The following is a 24,273-nucleotide window of genomic DNA, read 5'->3' as shown; positions in this document are numbered from 1 at the left end:
AGCCGGGCGAGGAGTATACCGCCACGCTAACGCGCGACGGTGTCGGCGATATCCATGGAGGAAAACTCCAGGAGGACTTCAACGAATATCAGCAGATTGTGGCAGATGCCAATACCGCAAGCCGCACCCTGCAGAAGAAAGTGGAAGAGGCGGCAGCCAAAAAGCATTTCAAGACTACCAAGGAGCTGGAGGACAAAGTCGACAAGGTACAAGAGAACGCTTTCGCGAAGATGAATGCTCTGATACGCAAGAATGCGGATAATGTGTTTGCAGCCTATCTGCAAACGGCAGGCTCGGAACGGATCATGGAGCTGAAACCCCTGAAGGAGATTTACGCGCTTCTTTCGGACAAGGCTAAAGAGACAGCTCCCGGAAAGATTCTGGCAGAACGCATCGCTGACCTCGAGAAGGTAAGTATCGCCGCCACCGCTCCCGACTTCACCCTGACCACTCCAGAAGGAAAACAAGTGTCGCTCTACAGCGTGAAAGGAAAACTGAAAATTATCGATTTCTGGGCTTCCTGGTGCGGACCGTGCCGCATGGAGAATCCCAACATGGTGAAACTCTACAATGACTTCAAGGACAAAGGGCTTGCTATTGTCAGCGTGTCGTTGGACGAACGTAAGGTACCCTGGGTGCAGGCTATCAAGAAGGACGGTATGCAGTGGACACATGTCTCTTCGCTGAAAGGATGGAAGTGCGAGGTGGTGAAACAATACAACATCGATGCCGTACCGTCGATTATTGTACTGGACGAAAACAACCGCATTTTAGCCAAGAACATCAGAGCCGAAAAATTGCGTGCTTTCGTTACAGAATACCTGAATTAATGCTTGTTTCCCTATCGGAAACAAAGTCTTGAAAAAGGGGCAATCCCAAACTGGACTGCCCCTTTTTACATACGTATCATTTAATTAGCAAACGCCTTTTCTACAAGCGTTTTTAAATGCCCGACACCACAGGGAGAGCACTACGTTGCCTTATACATTGATGTAAACGAATTTACCCAGAAAATTAGAAAGGCAGACTGAAATGTTAAGTATTCACTCTTTTTTGATTTTCAGAATTTTAATCATATTATATTCTCGAAATTATTAGTAATTTTGCTATTAATTCAGAAATTTATGACCGTAAACTTGGTGATGGTAAATTTTACAAGAATGAAATCAAATATGAAAAGATAAGGAAATGAAATTCTACAATAGAGAAAAAGAGTTAGCACTTTGTTTTATTGATTTATGAATTTTATGCGTATTCCGAACGAAGAACTCCTTCTACATTACTTGGCGCAAAAGGATAACCGGGCATTCCGTCATTTATATGGTGTCTATTTCGTAGCCTTGAAATCCATTGCTATCCGATATGTAAAAGACGATCAGATAGCCTGTGATCTGGTGCAGGATGTGTTTATTTCGTTATTGGAATCTACCCACCGTTTTATCAGTGGCGATGAGGTTAAATATTTCCTTTACAGTGCCTTGAAAAACAGGTGTGTCAGTTATTTTAGAAAGCAGCAGGTGCGCGACCGGTATCAGCGTGAATTGTTGGGTACGGCATCTGAAATGGGTAGTTTTTGGGAAAAAGTGTTAGAGGAAGATGTCTATGCCAATCTGATGGCAGCGATTGAACAGCTTCCGCCCCAGTGCCGTCTCGTAATGCAGCTTACATTGGAAGGATTGAAGATTTCGGAAATTGCCAGTCGTTTGCGGATTTCTGAAGATACGGTCAAGGAGCATAAAAAAAACGGCAAGCAAAAACTTGCCCGTATGGTTGAAAATCCTTTCCTGATATTTTTGATTTTTCCATGATATGAGTTGTTGTTTCTCCTGCTTTCCTTTTGGTTTGAAAGCAGGCTCGTCTGTAACTCTTCCGTAGCTCGTGGCTTTGTGGCTAGATGAGTACCAAAGGAAGAACGGATGAAAAACAGAGAAACGTGTGAGGTCAAAGGGAAAGTACTCCCCCCTTTTTGTCGGGTGGCGCGTATTATAGACATATGGTTGGTATTTTAATATCGTATATTATGAAAATTGTTTGGCTTTTGTTTTTATTATTCGTTTCTCTGACGCTGGGTGCACAGGATATAACGGGTAAGTGGTATGGTTATCCCGATTTGAAGAATATGCGCTTGCGTTTGGAGTATCATGTCGAAAAGGCCGGTGGTGGCTATCAGGTTACGTTGAAGATTCCAGATTTGTCGGAAAAGACCTATCGGGCGGATGCGGTAGAATTGGCGGATCATGTTTTGACGGTGAATATTGCGGATGCGCAGACTCGCAGTATTCTCAGGCTTCAGGCCGACGGTTCGCTGAAGGGAACTTTTTTGTGGGAAGGATATGATTTCGAGCTTCTTCTTACCCGCACGCCGGTGGTGTTCAAGCGTCCGCAGACTCCGAAAGAGCCTTTTTCTTATCATTCGGAAGAGGTGACTTTTCAGAATGCGGATGATGGAGTCACCTTGGCGGGAACATTGACTTGGCCAGCCAGTGGAGCCAGGTGCAAGGCCGTGGTGTTGGTTTCCGGCAGTGGCGGTCAGGATCGCAATAACACTTTTTCAGAGCACAAAACTTTTTTCGTTCTGGCGGATTATCTGGCCCGTCACGGGATAGCCACCTTGCGTGTGGATGACCGTGGTGTCGGAAAGTCCGGCGGCAATTTGAAGGAAAGCGGTTTACCGGATGCAGATGCGGATGCTGTGGCTGCGGTTAATTACCTGAAACAACGTCCGGAAATCAATGCCGACAGTGTAGGAGTCATCGGGCATAGCGAAGGCGCTTTCGTGGCATTCAGTATGGCTGCCCGGAAAGAGGTGCCTTTTATCATCACTTTGGCGGGCGGAGGCGTAAGCGGCAGCGAACTGTTGTTGATGCAGCGGGCGGCATTATTGAAGGTTTCCGGTGTAAAAGAGGATTTTATTGAAAAATACAACAACTATATGCGTCAGGCGCAGGATATTGTTTTGCAATCGGGAGATGCTGCCACTTGTGAACGGAAGCTAACCGAACTTTTCAATGGTACTCCTTTGGCCGGTCAGGCAGCCGCAACGACGCAGCAGTTGTATAATGTAGCCAAGATCGAGTTGTTGAAATACAATCCCGAGTGGGATTTCCCGGAAATTACATGCCCGGTGTTGGCACTCAATGGAGACAAGGATTGTCAGGTGCCGGTGGAAAATCTGGAGTTTATCAGGAAAGGGATTTCAGAGAATGGTAACACTCAGGTGAAGACCATTGTTTTCCCAGGCTTGAACCACATGTTCCAGCCTGCCGTTACCGGTTCTCCCGTAGAGTATTCCGATATTGAAGAGACCATTGCTCCGGCAGTGCTGCAGGAGATTGTCAACTGGTTGAATCAACTGAAATAATATAAGTCGGGGGAATAGTTTGAATGGTGTTAAGTCATTCCGGTGCTTCGAAAAGAGTTGGAAAGCGTTGGAATGGCTTTTTTGTGAGTATTTCGCTATCTTTGTTGTTTCATCGAAGGGCGTATTATGAAGAAATATGGTGTTGACAGAGATAAAGAGAGCTGTAAACTGCTGCAAGCAATGCCGGAGGAAGGGTTTCGTCTGCTGTTCGGTGTGTATCATATGTAATTGTGTGTGTATGTCGTATAGTTGACCGAATAAATTGTACACATTTCGTTTTATAAATGTGCACGATTCATTTTGCAAATTATAGTTTTTATAGCAGTAAATTTAAGATTTATAATTCGCTACTACAAAAATAAGTCGCCCTTTACTCACTTAGGGGAGAGAATGAGCAGTTTGTAAAGATAAGCCAGTATTCGTTGACTATACGGTGAAAAATACTAAAATAGGCAGTTATATACATATTTGTGCTTATAAATACCTGTTTTTATTCTGCAATTCGAACTTTAAGATAAAATTTTCAACAGAAAATCCGAAGGATTTTATCGCAACAGAATTTTCGGTTCTCTAAGTAATGATGAAGGAATTCTAAACAATAAATGTCTGCATCTTAAATAGTTCCAGCGGTTTCAATAGTTAAAAAGGTCCCCTAAAGGTTAATTTTAACTACTGTAACCGTTGTAACTAAAAAAACGTTTAGGCTTGACGTCTGTCTATCTGTAATCTTTTTAATATGTCGGATAATTCCCGTAAAACATTCGCATAAAATATCCTCCGAAGATAATTCCCAGGATGATCCAAACCAGAATAAGTATTAATGCAGCCTTTGCCCAATTGGCTTTTGTAGGATTAGTACCGTTACTGAAAGCCCAGACAAACAGCATGATAATATTAACGATCGGGATCATTGTCAAAATCAGTGAGATAATCCAGTTTCCGATAGATATCGGTGAATAAATTGCGGCAGGTTTGTATTCTTCTTGCATACGATTAAAATTTATTGATTCGTTTCAATGGTTTTAACGTTAGAACCCGGTTTAGGGTTAGGTGACTTTTCGGAATTTAATAAAGTCTGTGGTCTCTTTTTAACGAACCTTCGGTTCCGGCCGGCCGTATCAGCGACTGTTGAAAAAGCACCCGCAGGGTTCAAGGACTTTATAAAACATTTAATTCTGGATTTTAGTTGTTTAGAAATTTTCGGTTTGCTGAGATTTACTCCGTTCTTGTTGAGAGGATTTGCAGTTCCTGTTAAAAAACTTTAGTCGTTGATTCGAATTGAAGGCTAAGCAACGAAACCGTTTCCTTTTTCTGGGTAGAGAAATCGAATTTAAAATTCGGTCTCTATATAAATGAATTTATTTTATCTTTGTAAACCATTTATTGGCTAGTGAATAAAGATCTCCATAAATACAGTGACGCAGAGTTGTTGAGCTTTTATCGCCGTACTCGGAAACCGGACTATTTAATCGGGTTGTACGAGCGTTATATGCCTTTGGTATACGGCGTGACTTTGAAGTATCTGAAGAATGTACCGGATGCTCAGGATGCTGTGATGCAGATTTGGGAAGAGCTGTTCGAAAAAGTATTGCATCACGACATACAGGTATTTAAAGCCTGGTTGTATAGTTGTGTGCGCAATTATTGCTTAATGGAATTGCGACGGCGGAGTGGAAATAATTTTGTCGGATTAGACGAAAAATTTATGGAATTTTGCGATGACTTTAATCTTGAATACAGCAGAGAGACCGATCGGCAGGAGAAAGCATTACAGGAGTGTATGGAAGCTTTGCCTGAGAAACAACGGCTTTGCATTCGTTATTTTTTTATGGATGAACTGTCTTATAAAGAAATCGGGCAAACTTCGGGTTTTACTTTGAAGATGGTCAAAAGCTTTATACAGAATGGAAAACGTAATTTGCAATTGTGTCTCGAACGAAAAGGAATAAAGGCCAATGAGTAGACAAAGCGACATATGGGAATATCTTCAGGGAGAAAGAACCGGAAAGCGAGCTAACCGGTTCGAACGGGAGATGTTGTCTGATCCTTTTTTGTATGAAGCTGTCGAAGGATTGACTACTGTGAAGGCGGATCATGAGAAAATCGTACAGCAGTTGCAAAAACGAATGAAGAAAAGGGAAGGGAATAAGACTGTGCGTTTATATCGCTGGGTGGCAGCGGCTTCTTTGCTGTTGCTGGCGGGACTTGCGGTTATCTTGATGAACAAGAGTGCCCTTCGGCAACAAGAAGTTGTCGTGGCAGAAATGGATAAAAGTGAACCGATTATTCGTCCGGATAGTTTACAATTGATGGCGGCACAGCTGGATGAACGAGGTGTGACCGATACCGTAACTCTGCCTGTACGGAAGATTATCGGGAAAATAGCTGAGAAAAAACAAGTATTTTACCGACAAGTGCAAGCTGTTGAGGATATGGATTCGGAATCCGATGAATCCGGAAGTGCGGATGTATTGTCGGAGCCTGTAGCAATGGCCGTCACAAACGAAGCGGCTAGGCAAGCGTTTGACTCTTGTGTTCTGAAACCGGCCGATCTTCGGCGGAAACAGCCGATAACCGGATATGCAGTGACTTTGCCTAAGGCAGATACCCAAAAGAAAGATAAAAAGAAAAAAAACGATGCCGATGCCGTAGGAACGAAATCTGTATACTTGGATAGCCTTATGTTGGAAAAAAATACCCGTAAAGAGCGTCGGACAAGGATTGTCCATGCGAAAAGCAGAGGAGCAGGTGAGAGGAAATTCAGACAAGAAGTTGTCATAGATCATGCCGGATGGATGAAAGAATTCAACCGTTATGTAGCGGATTCTTTGCGTTATCCCGAAGATGCCCGTTTGGAAAAACTGCAAGGCGAGATACAATTGACCGTGCGCTTGAATCGAAAAGGTTTACCTGCCCGGATCAAACTCATTCAACGTTTATCGCCCTCGTGTAACCGTGAGGCAATTCGTTTGGTAGAAGAATATCCCGGTAAATGGGAAAATACAGAAAAGGAAATTTTACTGACAATCCCGTTCAAACTTCCTGCTACAGAGTAAATCTAATCCAACATTAAGTTCATATAGGGCCTTGCTTCCCGGAATAATCGGTTTAAAGGAGCCGGTAAGAGATCAGGATGATACCCTAATAAGGCTTTGGTAAGGACCGGAATATCCGTTTCACTGTCGATCGGTCCGGAAATTTGGTCTGTGTGCATACAATTCCCGCCGGCAATGGTATATATGCCGTTATTGGACGGTACTTGCGGGTCGTTCAGCTTGAGTGTGAAAGCGACTTCCGGATGAAGCCGGGCAAAATATTGCAACATTTGTGGGGCATGTGTCAGACGGGCCATACCCAGACTGATGTTACCTGAAACTGCAGGGAGAGTTTTGTAAACTAAGGTTTTGTCAGGCCAAAGGGCATGAATGTTTTGTAGGAGCCCTGCTTTCTCCTGTTCGGTGTCGAATAACAATTCTTTGACACAAACCCTGTCCTTTTCAGGTACAGCCAAGGCCCAACCGGTCGGTACATTTTGGCGGTAAGTAGCCCAGAGTTGTCCTTCCGACAGGTAAGCTTCTTCGACAATGGTAATATAATCGTTATAAGGATGTTGGATACAATAATTCCTTTTACTCATCTCCTGGTCGAAATAGGGAAATAAATTCCGGGCAAAGTTTGCGTCGAAACGATCGGAAGTAATGAGTGAAAAAGTGTTTGGCATAGTTTGATTAGCAGGTGTATAAGTGTGAAGGGCATAATCGAAGACGGTAACATATCCTTGGCCTGCATAATAACCGAATAACCAATCTTCAGCTGGAATCAGGGTGCTGAATGCAATCCCACGGTCGTACATCTCCTGCAAAGCATTCTGGAGGAGCAGGGTCATAAAGCCCCGGTTGCGGACATCGGGTAGGGTACATGCTCCCGAGATATAAGACGTATCGACCGTGACATTTTCCCAACGCATGGGATAGGGAAGCATTTGCAGAGCCGACAGGGCTTTCCCGTTTTCTTCGTAAATCAGTGAGTTGGCGTTGCTGTACTTTCGTTCGAAGTAAAACCGAATGAATTCGTCCGTGTCTTCAAAACACCGGCGCCATAATTCCATAACTTGCTGTTTTTTATTCATCTCTCCGGATTTAGTGTTTTCAAATGGCCTGTCTTTTGACGGCCTTCGTCTTTTCGAGTAATAATACAGGATGATAAGAAAGTTTTGCCTGGCGAAGACCGGGAATACCCAGATCTTCTTCACGGTTCAGGTAAATGTATTGTTCCGGTAGATGTGATGCAAATTCTTGGTTGATCGCACTGTAAATACCGTCGATATTGATATCTGCTTTTTCATAATGCACTCCGAAGGTGTTGTAGCTGATAGGGGCTCCGAAAGTGAAAGCTGCAATCTTGTCGTCGACACTGATCACAGCGCCTGTCAAATCCAGTTCTTCGAAATGATGTAAGGCATAAGTCAAAGCCCGCCGTTCGTTCCGGATGTTTTCGTTTTCGATATAGCCGTGTTTCATACACCATTCCGATTCGAACTGTAAGCATACCGGAATAAGGTCCGGGGTTAACGGCTCATACTTGTATCGGTACTCTTTCCTGAATTTATTGACATGATTCCGTTTGGGCTGATAATGCTTGCCTTTTAATTCGGCCAGATCCTGACGACGGTAAATATAATCGAAATAATCCCGGTTGCTCGTATATTCGAATAAAGTGGGGAAGTATTGCTCCAATTTATCTTGTATCTTCGGTTGTACTCCCCGTAAACACAAGGGTTCGTTTTCAGAGAGGGCACACGCCTCCAAAGCTTCAATAACCGGAATCGGACTTCCTTCTCCCAAAGGCATGAAATATTCATGGTTGCCTTCAGAAGTGACGAAACGAATCACTAAATGATCCTCGATAAGGGCATAACTGGATTCCGTCATGAAATGCCAACTGCATAAATTAGCAAAGGAAAAGTCACAGTCTTGTTCGTCCGAAGGAAGTATAAACGAGGTAAGTAATTCTTTATCAGTTGTTGCGATCGGTTTAAAATCAATCATATATTATTCTGTTTTATGATGCGAAAATATTTTATTTTTAGTAGAAATAACTCCTAATCTGTATATTTTTATATGCAAACGAATTCAAGTATAAAAATGTTTTAAAATTTCAGGAAGGATTGACGGGGAAAATGGGTAAAACGATAGCAATGGATAGAGTTTTACAAACTAATTACACTTCAAACCTATTTTTCCGAGTTTTGTCAAATGGTTTTGCAACAAGGGTAGGAAAGTCTGCGTTTAATTAAGGAAGATACTTTGAAATTATTTGTTTTGTGATAATACAGAAAACTATGGAAGCAAAAAAACAACTCAAACATTTGATTATTTATTGTAATCCGAACCCTAAATCTTTGAGTGCAGCTTATAAAGAGGCGGTGATGGAGTTGACAGAAATGTCCGGAAATGCAATGAATGTCCGGGATTTGTATAATATCGGTTTTCATCCGGTTTTAGAGCAATCCGATTTCGATGCGGTAAAACACGGTCAAATTCCGGAAGAAGTGAAAGTAGAACAGGATTATATCCAGTGGGCTGATTTATTGACTTTTATATATCCGATTTGGTGGACCGGTATGCCTGCTCTGATGAAAGGATATATCGACCGGGTATTTACCAAAGGATTTGCTTATAATATGGATGAGGAAGGGCAGTTACAGGGGCTCCTGGCAGGTAAAAAGGTCGTTATCCTCAATAACATGGGATTTCCTTATGATTATTATGACAAGATTGGAATGTTGCAATCGATGAAACAAACTTCCGATCAGGGAATTTTTGAATTTTGTGGAATAGAAGTTGCAGAACATCGCTTTTTCGGACACTTAGACGGTTCTTCGAAAAGCGAACGGGAAGCTCATGTTAATGTGTTGAAGCTGATTTATGATAAGTTGCTGAGTTAATAGAGTTGCTGAGTTAATAGAGTTGTTGAGTTAATAGAGTTACTGAGTTAGAGAGTTACTGAGTTAGAGAGTTACTAAGTTAGAGAGTTAAAGGGGAACAAAAGTTACAGAGGATAATTACAACTAAATAATTGTAGATCACAACATTAGAAGCTAAACAACTTATAAACTCAATAACTCAATTAACTCAGCAACTCAGTAACTCAATTAACTCAGCAACTCAGTAACTCAGTAACTCAGCAACTCTATTACCCCAGCAACTCTATCCCTGCTCCACGATTTGTCCGGTGTAGGAGATTGGGCTGCGTTTGAGGCTGTTGATGAAGAGGTAACAAGTGCCGTCGTGTCTGATATCTATGCTGAGTTTATAAGTATCGTTTTTTCCGACGACGCTGAATTGATAGAAAATACTCTGGCGTCTTCCTTTTCCGCGTGTTTGTCGGGTCAAATCCTGCATCGTATTACTGAAAATGATTCCTCTGTTTCCGGTTTGGGGGATAGAATAGCCGCTTCCGAAATACGGTAGATATCCGGCAGCGATGCTGTCGCGGATAATTACGAATGCACTGTCTTGAGCGATCCGAATATTTTGGTCACTGTAGGGAGTGGTTGGTTGTAGATAAAAAGTGTGATGAGTCGTTGCAATCGTATATTGCATTTTGAACCGATTGCTGTCGACTTTTTCTTTTATAATGCCGAAATTGGTGATTCGTTGGTTGTTTTGGGCTGTCGGGGAGAGAAAGATACCCCAGAAGAGCAAACCGGTGAAAAAGAATTTTACCATACCATAAAGATTTATTTCTCAGTTGTACGGTAATTCCGATATCGGGTTGCACTGTCCGGGGAACGATTTTTACGACTTTCCTGTTTCGTCTTTAACCGGACTGACGGTCCCGGAATAGGAAATTTGTGCCCGATTGTTGCTGTTCAGGTTTACCGAGCAATTCCCACCTCCTGAAATTTCCATGGAAATCTGGTATGTATCGTTTTTGGCGGTGATAGAAAAACGGTAAATCAGGATTTTTCTTTTCTTTTTGTGTTCGATTTTCAGGGATTGGTCCTTCATCACCCCGTCGAATTCAATGCCTCCGCCTTCACCGTAGGGAAGGGAATAAGCCCGGCCGAAAAAGGGAAGGGTACCTTTAGCGACCGAGTCGGTAATAACGAACTTACCTCTGGGATTGAAACGGCTGAGATCTTGGCCACCCTGGGGATATACCCGGTTGAGTTCGAATTGGAAATGATTGCTTTCAATCAATTGCCGGGTCTGCTGAAATTCTTGTTCCAGTTGCGCTGCTTTTTCTGCCTTGGTGGGTTTCTGTGCGGAAACAGAGAGGGACAGAATAGAGAATAATAACGAAATAAAAATAAGTTTTTTCATGGTCTTATTATTTAGTTGTTTGATAATTAGAAAACAAAAACTATACCAAACGAATCATGTATTTCCATCTTCCGGCCGATCTCCTGTCCCTTACCGGGTAGGTTAAGGTTGTCCGGCAGTGACGATATACATCTCTTCAGGGTTCCAATATTTGTCGGCCAATTCCAGTATCGCTTCGGGGGTGCATTGTCTGATTTTTTCAATGATCCCGATATAAAAGCTATTGTCCAAACCGTAATTCAGTTTATGTTTTAAGGAATCGCTTTGAGCGAATACCCCGTCTAATTCACGGAGTAAATCGCCGTATAAATAATTTTTCACCAGATTCAGTTCTTCGGCAGGCACTGTTTCTGTCCGGAGTTTGTGTATTTCTTTAAAGATTTCCTCGATCGTTGCTTCTGTATATTCGTTATTGACTTCGGTGGTGATACTCCAATAACTTCTTTGGGGCAGAGAGACATTGAAAGAGCCGATCCCGTAAGTATATCCTTTTTCTTCCCGGATATTCGACATCAGGCGTGATCCGAAATAACCACCCAAAATTGTGTTCAAAAGCATATAACCGGCATAATCGTCGTCTGTCAGCCGTACACTGGATTTACCGATGCGGATGCTGGATTGGACACAGTTTTCTTTGGATACATGATAACGGCCTGGTTGAGCTGCATGAAACGGTAGTTTTTTTGAAATATTCCCGGGGGACGGAATGGGAAGATTTCCGAATAAACGGGTTACCGTATTTAACAGTCCTTCGTTTACATGACCACAAATAAAAATCCGGAATTGTCCGGCTTGATAATACCGGTGATAAAAATCGCGGATGAGGGAAACGGTGATTCGTTGATAATCACTTTCCTCGATCCGGTTGGCATAGGGATGATCTTCCCCGAAGATCAGGGCGGAAAATTTTTGTTTGGCCAGATAGCTGGTTTTTTCCAGGTTGACCAAGTATTCCTGGCGTTTATTCGTCAGGTATATCTCGAGTTCTTTGTCCGGAATATTACTTTCTGTAATGATTTCTGCCAGCATGGTCAATGTTTCTGTGGCATATTTATTCAGGGAAAGCAGGCTTACTTCGGTTTTATTCAGGCCACAACTGAAATCCACATAGGCCCCGTAATAGTCGAACTGGTCGGCGATTGCTTCTGCTGAATGGTGCAATGTGCCTTCGTTCAGCATATTGACTGTAGTCGAGGCAACCAGGGGTTGGGATTGATAATAGATTCCGGCCTCGAAGACAACGTCGATTTTAAAAACTTCCTGTAATGGATCGTTCAGGTAAAAGATTTCTGTTCCGTTGGCCAATATCAGGCATTGGTAGGGCAGGAGGGTCGGAGTGGATAGCGGAGTTATTCTTGGGGCTATATTTCGGTTGGGCATCATAGGCTTGGTTTTAGATTATCTTTTTCTGTCGTGAAAACAGTTATTTTTTCAGATACCAAAGGGTAGAACAATTTTCTTTTCGGAATAGTTCCCTGGCAGTAGTTTTGATTTTGTCGACCGTAATATCGTTATAACGTTTACCTTCTGTATTGATCAGGTCGACGTCTCCTAGAAACTCGAAAAAGGCTAGATTGCTGGCTTTACTTTGATAGCTGATTTCACTATAAGAGATGCGGGCTTCGGTTTTATGGATGATTTTTTCCACCTCCCGAACGGTAATTTCATCCTTTATAAAATGCTCGATTTCCTGGTCTATTGCCGCTTCTGCCTGACGGATGTCGATACCTTCGGATAGTTTGCCACTGAAAATGAATAATCCCGGATCCCGGTCGCCCGAGACATAGGCGTCTATACCGGAAAATAAACGTTGGTTTTTGATCAGGTTGACATAGAGACGTGAAGATTGCCCGTTGGATAAAATGTCGGAGATGATATCACAGGCATAAAAATCGTCGCTATCCCGTCCACCCATGTGAAATACCTTATAAATAGCGTCTGCCGGCACATTGTTATCCGGGACGATCGAACGGCGTTCCTCTGTTTGCCGGGGTTCGGCAGGGATGTGACTAACCGGTCTGTGGGCTGGTGGAATGTCGCCGAACCATTTTTTTACCAACTCTAAAGCCTTGTCTTCTGCGATATTACCGCAGATGCTGACGATTGCGTTGTCGGGTGCATAGAATTGCCGGAAAAAAGCCCCGACATCTTCCAGAGTTGCCCTTTCTATATGTTCCGGCGATACTCCGATCGTAGCCCATCGATAAGGGTGCACTTTGTAAGCCAGGGGACGCAGCTTCAGCCATAGGTCTCCGTAAGGATTATTCAGATAGCGTTGTTTGAATTCTTCGATAACGACATGTTTTTGTATATCCAGGGAAGATGGCGAAAGGTTCAAACCTGCCATACGGTCGGATTCCAGCCAAAGAGCTGTCTCGATATTCGAGGCAGGTATGGTGGTGTAATAGTTGGTCAGGTCATTGGTCGTGTAGGCATTGCTTTCTCCTCCGGCCAGCTGCACATGTTTGTCATAGTCTTCGATATGAGTGGAACCGCCGAACATCAGGTGTTCGAATAAATGGGCGAAACCGGTTTTGTCCGCTTGTTCATTGCGTGAACCGACCTTATAAAGTACGTTTACCGAGACGAAAGGGGTACTTTTGTCGGTATGGCAAATAACTGTCAGGCCATTATCGAGAATATGACGGGAAAATTGGATCATAGTATATCATTATTTTTATTTTGCCGGAAGTCAGAAGGAGACTGAATTGCTGCATCGGTTTATACTTTGGTTATAATCCCGGAGCAAGTCCTGCATGATCTCGGCAACACTTTCTTCGCCCTTGAGCATCGAAGCGATTTGTCCTATTTCGAGTTCGCCTTCTGCCAGATTGCCTTCGAAGATCCCTTGTTTAGCTCTTCCTTTGCCCAGCAGCTCTTTCAGGGTATCGGAGTCTGCTCCTTGGTCTTCCAGTGTTTTGACTTGTTCGTAAAATTCATTTTTAATCAATCGGGTTGGGGCTATTTTTTTCAGGGCCAGCATCGTCCCTCCTTCAGGAGTTTTCCACACCTGCTGTTTGAAATTCGGATGAGCGGACGATTCGGTAGCTACGGCGAACCGGCTTCCGATCTGTACCCCTTCGGCTCCCAATATCATGGCGGCCAGCATTGCTTTACCGGAAGCGATACCCCCTGCAGCGATCAGTGGAAGGCGGCAATGAGCAGCGACGTTCGGGATCAGAGTCAGCGTACTGGTTTCTTCCCGTCCGTTATGTCCTCCTGCTTCGAAGCCTTCGGCAACTATGGCATCACATCCGGCTTCTTCACATTTTTGAGCGAATAAGGCGCTGCTGACGACGTGAACGACCGTCATACCGTGAGATTTCAAAAAAGAAGTCCATTTTTTAGGGCTACCGGCAGAAGTGAACACGATCTTTACCTGTTCGTCCGCTAGTATTCCCATGAGTTTATCGATTTCCGGATAAAGTAACGGCACATTTACCCCCCATGGGCGGTCAGTGGCCTCTTTCATCTTGCGGATATGCTCCGTTAACGTATCGCAATGCATCGAGCCGGCGCCTAATAAACCGAGACCTCCGTTATTACTTACGGCCGAAGCCAGCCGCCAGCCACTGCACCATACCATTCCTCCCTGGATGATGGGATATTCGATACCGAATAATTGAGTGATTCTATTCATCATTTACTTGTTTTGCAACTATTCAACAAATTTACAAAAAATAACGGGAATTACATCGTAATTCCCGTTATCTGATTTATCATTTCTTATTTCTAATCTTTCTTGATATTGGGTAATTCCAAACCATATCCTTTTTTCTTGTCCTCTGCTTTTAACCACAGACCCAGGAACAGTGCGAATACGCCGAGGCTGGCGAAAATCAGCATCGGAACGGTGTAGTTATATTGCAACGGATCTTCGATACCGGGGTTTACTGCTGCCAATACTTTCCCGATGATCATCGGGAAAGCGAATAAACCGATATTCTGAATCCAGAATATCACGGCATAAGCAGAACCCAATAGACGGTTGTCTACCAATTTGGGAACACTGGGCCATAACGCAGCCGGTACCAGAGAGAAAGAAATTCCTAACAGCACGATAGAGGTGAAAGCGACGATCGGCCCGGCAATACTGCCTTTTAAAGCCGGTAAGGCCAGGGCAAAAGCCAGATGACAGATAATCATCAGAAAAGCTCCGTAGATTAACATCGAAGCACCTTTCCCTTTACGATCCAGGAAGTTACCTAATAGCGGTGTAATGGCTGCCGCTCCTAAGGGAAATACAGAAAAGATCATACCTGCTTTTTCGGCTGTAAAATCCAGATTACATTGCAACATATTGATGGCATATTTCTGGAATGGGAAAATCGCGGAATAATATAACACGCACAGTAAGGCGACGATCCAGAATACTTTACTGGAAAAAATCAATCCCAGGTCCTTGATTTGGAAGGGTTCTTCCGGTTCTTCTCCACTTTCTCCCATTTGTTTTTCCAGTTTTTTGTCCATGACAAAATAGACACAGAAAGCAATAAAACCGATGAGCAATAGGATGACACAGAATAAAACAGAGCGGGACACATCTTTTACACCTCCCATATTGGCGATTGCCGGAGAGATCAGTACGGCTGCTGCAACACCGATACGGGCGATAGCCATTTCCAGTCCCATCGCCAAAGCCATTTCTTTACCTTTAAACCATTTGACGATACCTTTCGATACGGTTATACCTGCCATTTCTACCCCACAACCGAAGATCATAAAGCCTAAAGCAGCCATTTTAGCCGAAGAAGGCATGCCTTCATAGAAAGGGAAGAAATTCCAGAAATTTTTGAGATATTCATCGGTAGCCCCTCCGGTGAAACCCTCGGATACGGCCCAGTATTTGAGGTAAGCACCGATTACCATCAGGGCGCCGGATAGTAAGGCGGTGTTACGTACTCCGATTTTATCCAGGATAATACCGGCAAAGATCAGGAAGAAAACAAATACATTCAAAAAGGTTTCACTTCCCTGATAGGTCCCGTAGGCTGCCGGGTCCCAGCCTTTTGTTTCTTGCAACATGGCCTGTAGAGGTGATAAGATGTCTACGAACATGTAGGCAAAGAACATCGCCGAGGCTAATAACACCAAGGCTGTCCAGCGCATAGCAGGAGAGTCTTTCAAAAGTTTGTAAATTTTTTCAGTCATAGTTTTTTATTTAGATTAAAATATAATCCCCACGATGCCGCCAAAGTTATAAGAAATAAATAAAAAAGAGCCGTTTTTAACGACTCTTTTTGGCTTGCAAACGATATAAATTTGATATTTTCCGGTAAATAGCGCTGCCGGGTTGATATAATTTACATTGTTTTGTTAAATTCTTAATAATTATTTTTTTTCGGTTCGAAATAAGCCTGAGGATGTTCGCATGCCGGGCATTTCATCGGAGCTTTCTTGCCTTTCAATACGTATCCGCAATTACGGCATTGCCATTCGATCTCTTCATCCCGTTCGAAAACTTTACCGGTTTCTACCCGTTTCAGTAGTTTGCGGTAGCGAGCTTCGTGTTCGGCTTCGACCTTTGCAATCTGACGGAAAGTATTGGCGATTTGCGGGAAACCTTCTTCCTGTGCTATTTGAGCAAATTCCGGGTACAGATCTGCCCATTCTTCATTCTCTCCATCGGCGGCTGCTTTCAGATTTTCAGCTGTCGTACTGATTATACCGGCCGGATAACTGGCGGTAATTTCTACCATTCCTCCCTCGAGGTATTTGAAGAATTTCTTCGCGTGCTCTTTTTCCTGCTCGGCAGTTTCCATGAAAACACCGGCGATTTGTTCATAACCTTCTTTTTTAGCTACACTGGCAAAAAAAGTATAACGGCTCCGGGCCTGTGACTCTCCGGCAAATGATTTTAACAGATTTTGTTCGGTTTTCGTTCCTTTAATACTCATAGTCTTATTGATTAAAATGATTTAGTATCGCACTTTTACACTGCAATTTTAACGCATATAAAAGTAATAAACAAATACTTTATTTTTATAAATTTATAGAGATTATTTATAAAAAATAGTTGGATGCAAAGAATCAGGCAGATAAATTTTTTCTTTAAAACTATCGTTTTTAATCGAAAGCTTATATCTTTACCTAAAATTCAGCAACTCGAAACCACTATGTTAGCAAGAGATTTGATAGCCACAGTTATAAAGACTTTCTTCGAGGAATTGGACGATGTCCGGGACGGTAAGCGCCAGATGAACGACGAGTCGCCTTATGCCGGAATGTATGCTTCTTATTTCAACAAAGACCGGGATTGGTTTATCCAGGCCGATACCGAAGAGATCACGACTTTTTTTGCAGACGATCCGATCTATAAATTGGAAATGTTGACCGAATTGATTTACCGGGATGCCCGGAGGCTGACAGATGCCGGGATTCAGGCGATCCTCTATCGGAAGATCATCGAATTATACGAGGTCATCGATATCCGTAGTCAGGAATTTTCTATGGACCGGATGAACCGGACCACTGAATTGAAGCAATGGCTGACGACTTATGAGGATAAAAGTTAGTTGGATTGTCAGAAACATGTTTGTCGGTTTGTGCGTATTTGTTATAAGTAAATACAAATGACATGGGATTGACAACGTATGATGATGAGTTTTTGTTGGCTGCGATCGTTATTATTTCAATGGCTTTGATCTTTTATTCCGTAGGGGTATGGAGTGAACGTATACAGGGGCGTTTGAAAGGGTGGCACGTGACTGCTTTTGGATTAGGTTTGGTGTGTGATTTTGTCGGTACTGCTTTTATGGCAGAGCTGGTACGGCTTACCGGTCAGGACAACCGTTTACATGCTGTTTTAGGTAGTATTGCCGTGTTTCTAATGGCGATTCATGCGTTGTGGGCTTTCTGGACATTTCGGAAAGGTTCCGCCCGGGCGAAACGCAATTTCAGTCGTTTCAGTGTCATTGTTTGGTGGGTATGGCTGATTCCTTATTTTATCGGGGTTTATCTGGGAATGACGGCGAAGATATAAAAATGATCAGCGGTCCTTCAAACTTGATTAGGAAGAAAGAACGCTGATCAACCGGAATGTCGTATGCTACTTATTTGGCAGCTACGACTTCGATTTCAACCAAAGCTCCCATAGGCAGATCTTTTACGGCAAAAGCAGCACGAGCCGGGCAATCCTGGGTGAAATATTTTGCGTAGACTTCGTTCATGGCTTTGAAATTAGCGATGTCGCTTAGCAAACAGGTAGTTTTTACTACATTATCATAAGTACAACCGGCAGCTTCGAGAATATAACCGATGTTTTTTAAAGATTGTTCGGTTTGTTCCTGGATACCGCCTTCGGCGAATTTACCGGTATTTACGTCTACGGGCAGCTGACCGCTGATATAGATCATTCCGTTTACTTCAATAGCTTGGCTGTAAGGACCGATCGCTTTCGGTGCTTTCGGTGAATTAATAACTTTTTTCATGATGCTCTATTTTAAGAATTTGACTTTTATAAATGTTGTCACAAAATTAAAAAATGAAATCAGATATTCGGAATCGTTATAAGAAGAATGCGCTATTTTAACAATAAAATAAGATTCACGCTCAGCACTACTTCCATTCAGAAAGTTGGTCTTCTATTTCCGGGATATCGCTGGCTTTGAATACCGGGCTTTTGATACCCCGGCGTTTTTGATCGTTGTAGTTTTTTAGGGCTTTTAAAGCTAAATGACCAAGAAAGATGAGGGCGATCAGGTTGATCAGGGTCATGAGGGCCATAAATAGGTCTGCCAGATTCCAGACGATGTCCAAACCGGCTACCGAACCGAAAAACACCATTCCTCCGACGGCTATCCGGTAGATTTGCAGACCGGCCGGATGCCGTGATATAAAGAACAAATTGGTTTCACAGTAGGAATAATTGCCGACAATCGAACTGAAGGCGAATAAAAGAATACAGAAAGCGATAAACTGAGCTCCGAAGGGACCGATTTCATGGCCGACGGCGGCCTGGGTCAGTTGAATGCCTTTCAAGGTTCCATCGAGAGGAAGGTCCGAAAGTAAGATGATAAAAGCGGTGCAACTACAAATGACAATGGTGTCGGTGAATACACTCAGGGCTTGTATCAGCCCCTGTTTTACCGGATGGGAAACGGTTGCTGTGGCTGCAGCATTGGGAGCGGAACCCATCCCCGCTTCGTTGGAAAATAAGCCTCGCCTTACTCCTTGCATGATCGTTGCCCCGAGTCCTCCACCGACAACTTGCTCTATTCCGAAAGCATTAGAGAAAATATGGCCGATCAGGGCCGGGATAGCGGTCATATGATTGAATAAAATGAATAAGGCCACTAAAATATAGGCAATCGCCATAAACGGAACGATGATACCCGCTACCCGTGCTATCCGGTGTATCCCTCCGAAAATAGTGATTAGCGTGAAAAAGGTCAGGATGATGGCCGGACCTAATTGGCCGGTTCCGTATATCTCGTGAAAAGCGATTGCGATGGTATTGGCTTGGACGGAATTGAAGACCAAGCCGAAAGTGATGATAATAATGAAGGCGAAAAGCAGGGCCAGGCCTTTCTTTTTTAGTCCTTTTCCGATATAGAAGGCGGGGCCTCCGATGAATGAGCGTTCACCTTTTTCTTTATAAATTTGAGCTAAAGTCGACTCGACGAAAGCCGAGGCAGAACCGATCAGGGCCAGTACCCACATCCAGAAAACAGCCCCGGAACCTCCTAAAGCAACGGCAGTCGCTACTCCGGCTAAATTACCCGTTCCTACCCGGGAGGCGGTCGCTATACAGAAAGCCTGGAACGAAGAAACGGAATTTTTACCTTTGCCGTTACTGACTCCCTGGCCTAATAACCTGAACATTTCTCCGAAATAGCGGAATTGTACAAAACGGCTTTTAAACGTAAAATATAAACCGATCAGAATCAGAAGGATAATTAATAGGTATGTCCAAATCCAATCGTTCGCAGAAATAATCCAGTTATTCAATGTTTCTAACATAGCTCTTTAGTTTTGACCTCTTTCTTTCTGGTGTTTCTACGGAATGATTGAAAAAATGTCTTGTTATTTTATATTTTAAACGATTCGATATAGTTTGTTGAAGAATAGATTTTGGTGTTTATATACATGTTTACCCTAAATGTAGATTTATTTTTTTCTATTCCGCTTCCGGGTTTTATATCGTCAGACCGGTTCGCCTGGAACAGTCCGGTAAGGCTTCCGTTGATTTCATCGGTTCTTCTCTTGCTCGGAAAAACAAAAGATTTTGTTTTTCCGAGCAAGAGAAGAACTCACTGGCCGGCGGAACTCCTCACTTCGCAAAAAAACTTTACGTTACGTTTCCGTCAGACACCACCGGTCAGTGAAAGAAAAAGACAGACTACCGACAGAAGTGATCGGGTCGCCAATTCCGATTACCGCAGACGAACTAGTAACGGAATAGACCTACCTCTATAAGTGTAAATATATATAATTGCCTTTCTATATATACAAGATGTAATCGTTTTGAATACTTGTCCAGAGGATTCTTGTAACGATATGGAGTATTGTCTGAAGAGACGCTTAGAAGAATTTTTCGAAATAATCCGTCGTAAATTGTAGGATTACTTGAATTAAATTTTTTTCTTTGTCACCAGATAAAGGTTCGACTAAATTAATCGAACGTTTTTCTGGAATCCATGGAGGTAAATGAACATACAGAGGTTTTGATAAAGGCAATTGTCAGGGGAGATAAGAAAGCGTTTGGACAATTGTTCCGGATGTGGTATGTGCGTTTGTGTCTTTATGCCGAATCTATTGTCAGGGATCGGGATATGGCGGAGGACCTTGTACAGAATTTATTTTGTATGCTGTGGGAAAAAAGGGAAGAGATCGATATCCGGGAATCGATGAAGGCTTATTTGTATCGCTCTGTCTATCACGCTGCTCTCAATTCGTTAAAACATGAAAAAGTAAAATTGGCTTTCTGGGAATTTATTCAAAAACAGGGTTCTAAAGATGAAAACAACATAAAGTATTTTATAGATAAAGAAAATCAGGAAATCGTGTTTAAAGAAATAAATCGGGCAATCGATGGTTTGCCTTTCCAATGTCGTCAAATATTTCTTCTCAGCCGGTTTTCCGGTAAAAAAAGCCAGGAAATCGCGGTTGAATTAGGAATCTCTGTACGTACGGTGGAAGCTCAGCTTTACCGGGCTATGAAACGTCTGCGGGAAGAATTAGCCCATTTGAGAGGTAGCGCAATATTTTGGTTGTTCCTTCTTAGAGGAGAAAGGGTTTAGACCAGGGGATAAAGTTCGTAAACTTATCGTAGGTTTATTTCGTTACCAATTCGTCTCCGGTGATCGGAATTGTCGACCCGGTCGCTTCTGTCGGTCGTCTGGCTCTTTCTTTCACTGACCGGCGGAACTCGCTTCGCTCAGACACCACCGGTCGGGCGTTCAGAAAAAGCAAGATGACACTCGCCAAAGCTCCAATGGTCCCCGAACACGAACACCTCCGACTTACGTTATCACTGAATTGCAGACTAGTCTTGATTTGAGAAAGATCATTCTTCCTGGAAATAATCCGGAGAGTCCGGCTTTCTATTGCTGCAAATTTCCACTTGTATTTTCTTTGTCGGTTAACTCTGCCGTGAGATGAAGGGGGTAAGTCTGACTGTTGTCACTGTTTTAACTGAAAAAGTCATATTTTTTCAAAAATCTGTAAGTAGTTTTAAAAATAGAGTTGTCTTAGATACAAATTTCAGTATTTATGGACAATTTTAAAGATAACGAAACCGATATACAACACTTGATCATCAGTTCTCTGGAAGGTACAGCTTCTGAAGAGGAGTTGTTGGTCCTGCAAAAATGGCTGGAAGAATCAGAGCAGCATTTTCTTCTATTTCATGCATACAGACAAGATTGGATACAAGCCGGATGTGTACAGCGTTACCAGACCGAGGAGGCTTGGAAGAAAGTAGAACATCGTCTGTTTCACCGAATGTCGGTCAAACATTTGTTTTTATGGACCCGGATAGCCGGATATGCTGCTTTGGTGGTATTGATGATTGCTGTCGGTTATGTTTTTATGCGTCGTGATCAGGACAAAGATCAGGCGTATGTTGTGGAAGGAAATATCGAGCCCGGAGGGAAAAAAGCCATTCTGGTGTTGGGTTCCGATGAAAAAGTGGTGTTGGGAGATGAAGCGGAAGAGACCTTGTTGGCTGGAAATACGACAGTGAAAAAAGAAGGGAATACACTGGTATACGGAGAAAAGCATGCAAAAGAAACAGCCGGAGAATATAACCGTTTGATTACTCCACGGGGCGGAGAATATGCTGTGGTATTGGCAGACGGAACAAAAGTATGGTTGAATGCGGAGTCTGAATTGCATTATCCTGTACATTTCCCGGAACATGAGCGGGAAGTACACTTGAAAGGGGAGGCTTATTTTTCGGTATCCAAACAGGCGGGCAAGCCTTTTGTCGTTTGTGTTGGGGATTCCCGGATCACTGTATTAGGGACAGAGTTCAATGTCCGGAATTATCAGGATGAGGTCGTGGCAACTACTTTGGTGAAAGGTGCTGTCCGGATTCATGATGCAGGACGGGAATGTGATCTGACGCCGGGACAACAGGCTGTCATAGAGGCGGACGGGATTCGGGTCCGGGAGGTGGATACGGATCTTTATACTGCCTGGAAGGATGGTTATTTTATTTATCGGGAGAAAACTTTGGAGGATATAATGAAGGAATTGTCTCGTTGGTATGATTTTACCTATGATTGTCAGTCGGAGGAGTTGAGGCAGATGACCTTGACAGCGAAACTCCGGAAATTTGATCGGGTGGAAGATATTTTTGATATACTGAAAAGAACGGGGCGACTGGATTTTGCAATCCAGGGAAAGAATGTGACTGTGGTGGCTAAATAAAAAAGAGGAACCGTCCATTTGGCCGTGTGCGGTTCCTTCTTTTAAGCATAATTGAAAAACCAATTATTAACTAAATTTCAAATGTATGAAAAAAAAGCTTAAGGGTATTTGTTACTCAAGAGAAAAAGTGAGAAAATTATGCCTTATGACTAAACTTTCTCTAATTTTAACATTTTTCTGTTTGCAGATACAGGCAAACGGATTTTCTCAGCGGACTCGTTTAAGTATAAAGATGGACAATATCAGCGTGAAACAGCTGTTTGTAGAGATCGAAAAACGGACGGATTTGGCCTTTGTGTACAACACGCGGGATGTGGAGCAGTTAGGCACATTGGATGTGGATTTTATGAATGAAGAGATCGGCAATATTTTGGACTATTGCCTGAAAGGTAAAGGAATAAACTACAGCATTGTGAATAACCATGTGGTGATTCGCAAAGGGGAACAGAGTGCGCCTCAACAGAAAAGTCGGGTGATTACCGGTAAAGTGTTGGATAAAAACACGAAAGAACCGTTGCCTGGAGCAACCGTCAAAATCAAAGGAACTACCATCGGTACGGCTGCCGATATCGACGGGTCTTTCAAGCTGACTGTATTGGAAGATAACAAGGAATTGGAAATCACCTTTATCGGTTATGCCTCCCAATTCGTCACTTTAAGAGCGGATAATTCCGTTACGATTTATTTGGAGCCTCAGACTTCGGAGATGGAAGAGGTGGTAGTGACCGGTATGTTTACCCGTAAAGCGGACAGCTACACCGGTGCTGTAACTACGATAAAGAAAGAAGAATTGCAGCGGGTAGGCAATCAGAACATCCTGCAATCGTTGAAGAATATAGATCCTTCTTTCCAAGTCATCGAGAGTAATGATTTCGGTTCCGATCCTAACCGAATGCCGGAGATTCAAATGCGAGGGGCGTCCAGTTTTACGGATATGAAAGACAAGTATCAAACTAACCCGAACCAGCCATTGTTTATTGTAGATGGTTTTGAACAAAGCATTGAAAAAGTAATGGATATGGATATGAACCGGGTGGCTTCTATCACTTTGTTAAAAGATGCTACGGCCAAGGCATTGTATGGTTCCAAAGGTGCGAATGGGGTGGTTGTGATTGAAACTTTAGCACCGGAAAAAGGGAAAATGAGGGTTTCTTATACCGGAAACCTGAATCTTCAGATGCCTGATCTTTCCAGCTATAATTTGGCGGATGCTGCGGAGAAGTTGGAAATAGAAAAACGAGCAGGCATCTATACGGATCAATTTGGACATCCCTATACACAGCAAATGTATGATGAAAAGTATGAGGCATTATATAAGGAAGTATTGAGGGGTGTGAATACTTATTGGTTGGATAAGCCGTTGCGAGTAGGTGTAGGGCATAAACATTCTTTGATGTTCGAAGGAGGAGATGATGTGGTTCGTTATGGGATCGATTTTCAATATAATAATGTGGCTGGTGTCATGAAAGGTTCTAGTCGTGAAGTAATTTCTGCCGGTTTTAATTTATCATATCGATACAAATCACTCCTTTTTACAGAACAACTTTCAGTGACTTTTAATAAATCGAAAGAATCACCCTACGGAACATTCTCAGAATATGCCCGTTTGAATCCTTATTGGCGGGCTTATAATGAAGATGGCTCTGTCAAAGAGGTATTGAGTAATTATGAAAAAGCAAATTTTCAAGGTACAAAACCTATTTATAATCC

At 42.9% G+C, this 24,273-nt stretch carries 23 protein-coding genes; 11 read left to right on the top strand and 12 right to left on the bottom strand.

The features are described 5' to 3' along the window. Positions 1-98: 98 nt before the first annotated feature. The 3 genes from WS42_RS10765 (at position 99) to WS42_RS10755 (ending at position 3,361) form a co-directional block, all read left to right on the top strand. Positions 99-830 (top strand): TlpA family protein disulfide reductase, encoded by a 732-nt coding sequence (locus WS42_RS10765; protein ID WP_286728476.1) that lies wholly within the window; start codon positions 99-101, stop codon positions 828-830. Positions 831-1,238: 408 nt separating this feature from the next. Next, complete coding sequence (locus tag WS42_RS10760; protein ID WP_022159734.1) at positions 1,239-1,808, top strand: RNA polymerase sigma factor; 570 nt, start codon at positions 1,239-1,241, stop codon at positions 1,806-1,808. Between the two features lie 212 nt (positions 1,809-2,020). Further along, the gene (locus WS42_RS10755; RefSeq protein WP_022159733.1) at positions 2,021-3,361 is read left to right on the top strand and encodes an alpha/beta hydrolase family protein; all 1,341 of its coding nucleotides are present in this window, start codon (positions 2,021-2,023) and stop codon (positions 3,359-3,361) included. Between the two features lie 731 nt (positions 3,362-4,092). On the opposite strand, the gene WS42_RS10750 is transcribed toward WS42_RS10755, so the two are convergent. Next, a complete protein-coding gene (locus WS42_RS10750; RefSeq protein WP_013611971.1) occupies positions 4,093-4,350 on the bottom strand; it encodes a hypothetical protein in 258 nt (85 codons plus the stop codon). Positions 4,351-4,751: 401 nt separating this feature from the next. On the opposite strand from WS42_RS10750, the gene WS42_RS10740 reads away from it, so the two are divergent. Both WS42_RS10740 and WS42_RS10735 read left to right on the top strand, forming a co-directional pair. Beyond that, positions 4,752-5,324, top strand: coding sequence for an RNA polymerase sigma factor (locus WS42_RS10740; RefSeq protein ID WP_022159731.1), 573 nt, complete (start codon positions 4,752-4,754; stop codon positions 5,322-5,324). Beyond that, the gene (locus WS42_RS10735) at positions 5,317-6,417 is read left to right on the top strand and encodes an energy transducer TonB (protein WP_046403327.1); all 1,101 of its coding nucleotides are present in this window, start codon (positions 5,317-5,319) and stop codon (positions 6,415-6,417) included. Before WS42_RS10740 ends, WS42_RS10735 begins: the two co-directional genes overlap by 8 nt. 2 nt (positions 6,418-6,419) lie before the next feature. On the opposite strand, the gene WS42_RS10730 is transcribed toward WS42_RS10735, so the two are convergent. Beyond that, complete coding sequence (locus WS42_RS10730; protein ID WP_046451084.1) at positions 6,420-7,490, bottom strand: GNAT family N-acetyltransferase; 1,071 nt, start codon at positions 7,488-7,490, stop codon at positions 6,420-6,422. A gap of 19 nt (positions 7,491-7,509) precedes the next feature. Next, the gene (locus WS42_RS10725; RefSeq protein ID WP_046403332.1) at positions 7,510-8,409 is read right to left on the bottom strand and encodes a DUF2156 domain-containing protein; all 900 of its coding nucleotides are present in this window, start codon (positions 8,407-8,409) and stop codon (positions 7,510-7,512) included. Positions 8,410-8,702: 293 nt separating this feature from the next. Here WS42_RS10725 and WS42_RS10720 point away from each other — a divergent pair, with 293 nt between their 5' ends. Further along, positions 8,703-9,308 (top strand): NAD(P)H-dependent oxidoreductase, encoded by a 606-nt coding sequence (locus WS42_RS10720; protein WP_022159727.1) that lies wholly within the window; start codon positions 8,703-8,705, stop codon positions 9,306-9,308. 262 nt (positions 9,309-9,570) lie between these two features. On the opposite strand, the gene WS42_RS10715 is transcribed toward WS42_RS10720, so the two are convergent. The 7 genes from WS42_RS10715 to rbr all read right to left on the bottom strand — a co-directional run bounded on the left by WS42_RS10715 (position 9,571) and on the right by rbr (position 16,586). Next, positions 9,571-10,092, bottom strand: a complete 522-nt coding sequence (locus tag WS42_RS10715) for a DUF4251 domain-containing protein (RefSeq protein WP_022159524.1) — start codon at positions 10,090-10,092, stop codon at positions 9,571-9,573. Positions 10,093-10,161: 69 nt separating this feature from the next. After that, a complete protein-coding gene (locus tag WS42_RS10710; RefSeq protein ID WP_022159525.1) occupies positions 10,162-10,689 on the bottom strand; it encodes a DUF4251 domain-containing protein in 528 nt (175 codons plus the stop codon). A 102-nt stretch (positions 10,690-10,791) separates the two neighbouring features. After that, positions 10,792-12,072, bottom strand: a complete 1,281-nt coding sequence (locus WS42_RS10705) for a M16 family metallopeptidase (RefSeq protein ID WP_046403336.1) — start codon at positions 12,070-12,072, stop codon at positions 10,792-10,794. A gap of 40 nt (positions 12,073-12,112) precedes the next feature. Further along, positions 12,113-13,351, bottom strand: coding sequence for a M16 family metallopeptidase (locus WS42_RS10700; protein WP_046451083.1), 1,239 nt, complete (start codon positions 13,349-13,351; stop codon positions 12,113-12,115). A gap of 30 nt (positions 13,352-13,381) precedes the next feature. Further along, the gene (locus tag WS42_RS10695) at positions 13,382-14,329 is read right to left on the bottom strand and encodes an NAD(P)H-dependent flavin oxidoreductase (RefSeq protein WP_046403378.1); all 948 of its coding nucleotides are present in this window, start codon (positions 14,327-14,329) and stop codon (positions 13,382-13,384) included. A gap of 92 nt (positions 14,330-14,421) precedes the next feature. After that, a complete protein-coding gene (locus tag WS42_RS10690; protein WP_022159528.1) occupies positions 14,422-15,840 on the bottom strand; it encodes an MFS transporter in 1,419 nt (472 codons plus the stop codon). 173 nt (positions 15,841-16,013) lie between these two features. After that, a complete protein-coding gene (gene rbr, locus WS42_RS10685; protein ID WP_022159529.1) occupies positions 16,014-16,586 on the bottom strand; it encodes a rubrerythrin in 573 nt (190 codons plus the stop codon). A gap of 219 nt (positions 16,587-16,805) precedes the next feature. On the opposite strand from rbr, the gene WS42_RS10680 reads away from it, so the two are divergent. Both WS42_RS10680 and WS42_RS10675 read left to right on the top strand, forming a co-directional pair. After that, entirely contained in the window at positions 16,806-17,204 is a 399-nt protein-coding gene (locus tag WS42_RS10680) for a hypothetical protein (RefSeq protein ID WP_046403339.1), read from the top strand. A 62-nt stretch (positions 17,205-17,266) separates the two neighbouring features. Then, positions 17,267-17,671, top strand: coding sequence for an HsmA family protein (locus tag WS42_RS10675; protein ID WP_013611956.1), 405 nt, complete (start codon positions 17,267-17,269; stop codon positions 17,669-17,671). Positions 17,672-17,741: 70 nt separating this feature from the next. Here the strand turns inward: WS42_RS10675 and WS42_RS10670 are convergent, their stop codons facing one another. Both WS42_RS10670 and WS42_RS10665 read right to left on the bottom strand, forming a co-directional pair. Continuing rightward, the gene (locus tag WS42_RS10670; protein WP_013611955.1) at positions 17,742-18,119 is read right to left on the bottom strand and encodes a RidA family protein; all 378 of its coding nucleotides are present in this window, start codon (positions 18,117-18,119) and stop codon (positions 17,742-17,744) included. A gap of 127 nt (positions 18,120-18,246) precedes the next feature. Continuing rightward, a complete protein-coding gene (locus tag WS42_RS10665) occupies positions 18,247-19,650 on the bottom strand; it encodes an alanine/glycine:cation symporter family protein (protein WP_046403342.1) in 1,404 nt (467 codons plus the stop codon). 677 nt (positions 19,651-20,327) lie between these two features. Between WS42_RS10665 and WS42_RS10660 the strand changes: the two genes are divergently transcribed. The 3 genes from WS42_RS10660 to WS42_RS10650 form a co-directional block, all read left to right on the top strand. Next, entirely contained in the window at positions 20,328-20,930 is a 603-nt protein-coding gene (locus WS42_RS10660) for an RNA polymerase sigma-70 factor (RefSeq protein WP_022159915.1), read from the top strand. 472 nt (positions 20,931-21,402) lie between these two features. Then, positions 21,403-22,563 carry a FecR family protein gene (locus WS42_RS10655; protein ID WP_046451082.1) on the top strand — a complete coding sequence of 387 codons (1,161 nt, stop codon included), beginning with the start codon at positions 21,403-21,405 and terminating at the stop codon, positions 22,561-22,563. Between the two features lie 232 nt (positions 22,564-22,795). Beyond that, positions 22,796-24,273: SusC/RagA family TonB-linked outer membrane protein (locus tag WS42_RS10650; RefSeq protein WP_286728475.1), on the top strand; the 1,478-nt coding region annotated here is incomplete at its 3' end.

The organism is Odoribacter sp. N54.MGS-14 (assembly GCF_000980295.1).
Taxonomy (GTDB): Bacteria; Bacteroidota; Bacteroidia; order Bacteroidales; family Marinifilaceae; genus Odoribacter; species Odoribacter splanchnicus.
The sequence above is the reverse complement of the archived record's forward strand: the minus strand, read 5'-3'. Positions and strand labels throughout refer to the sequence as shown.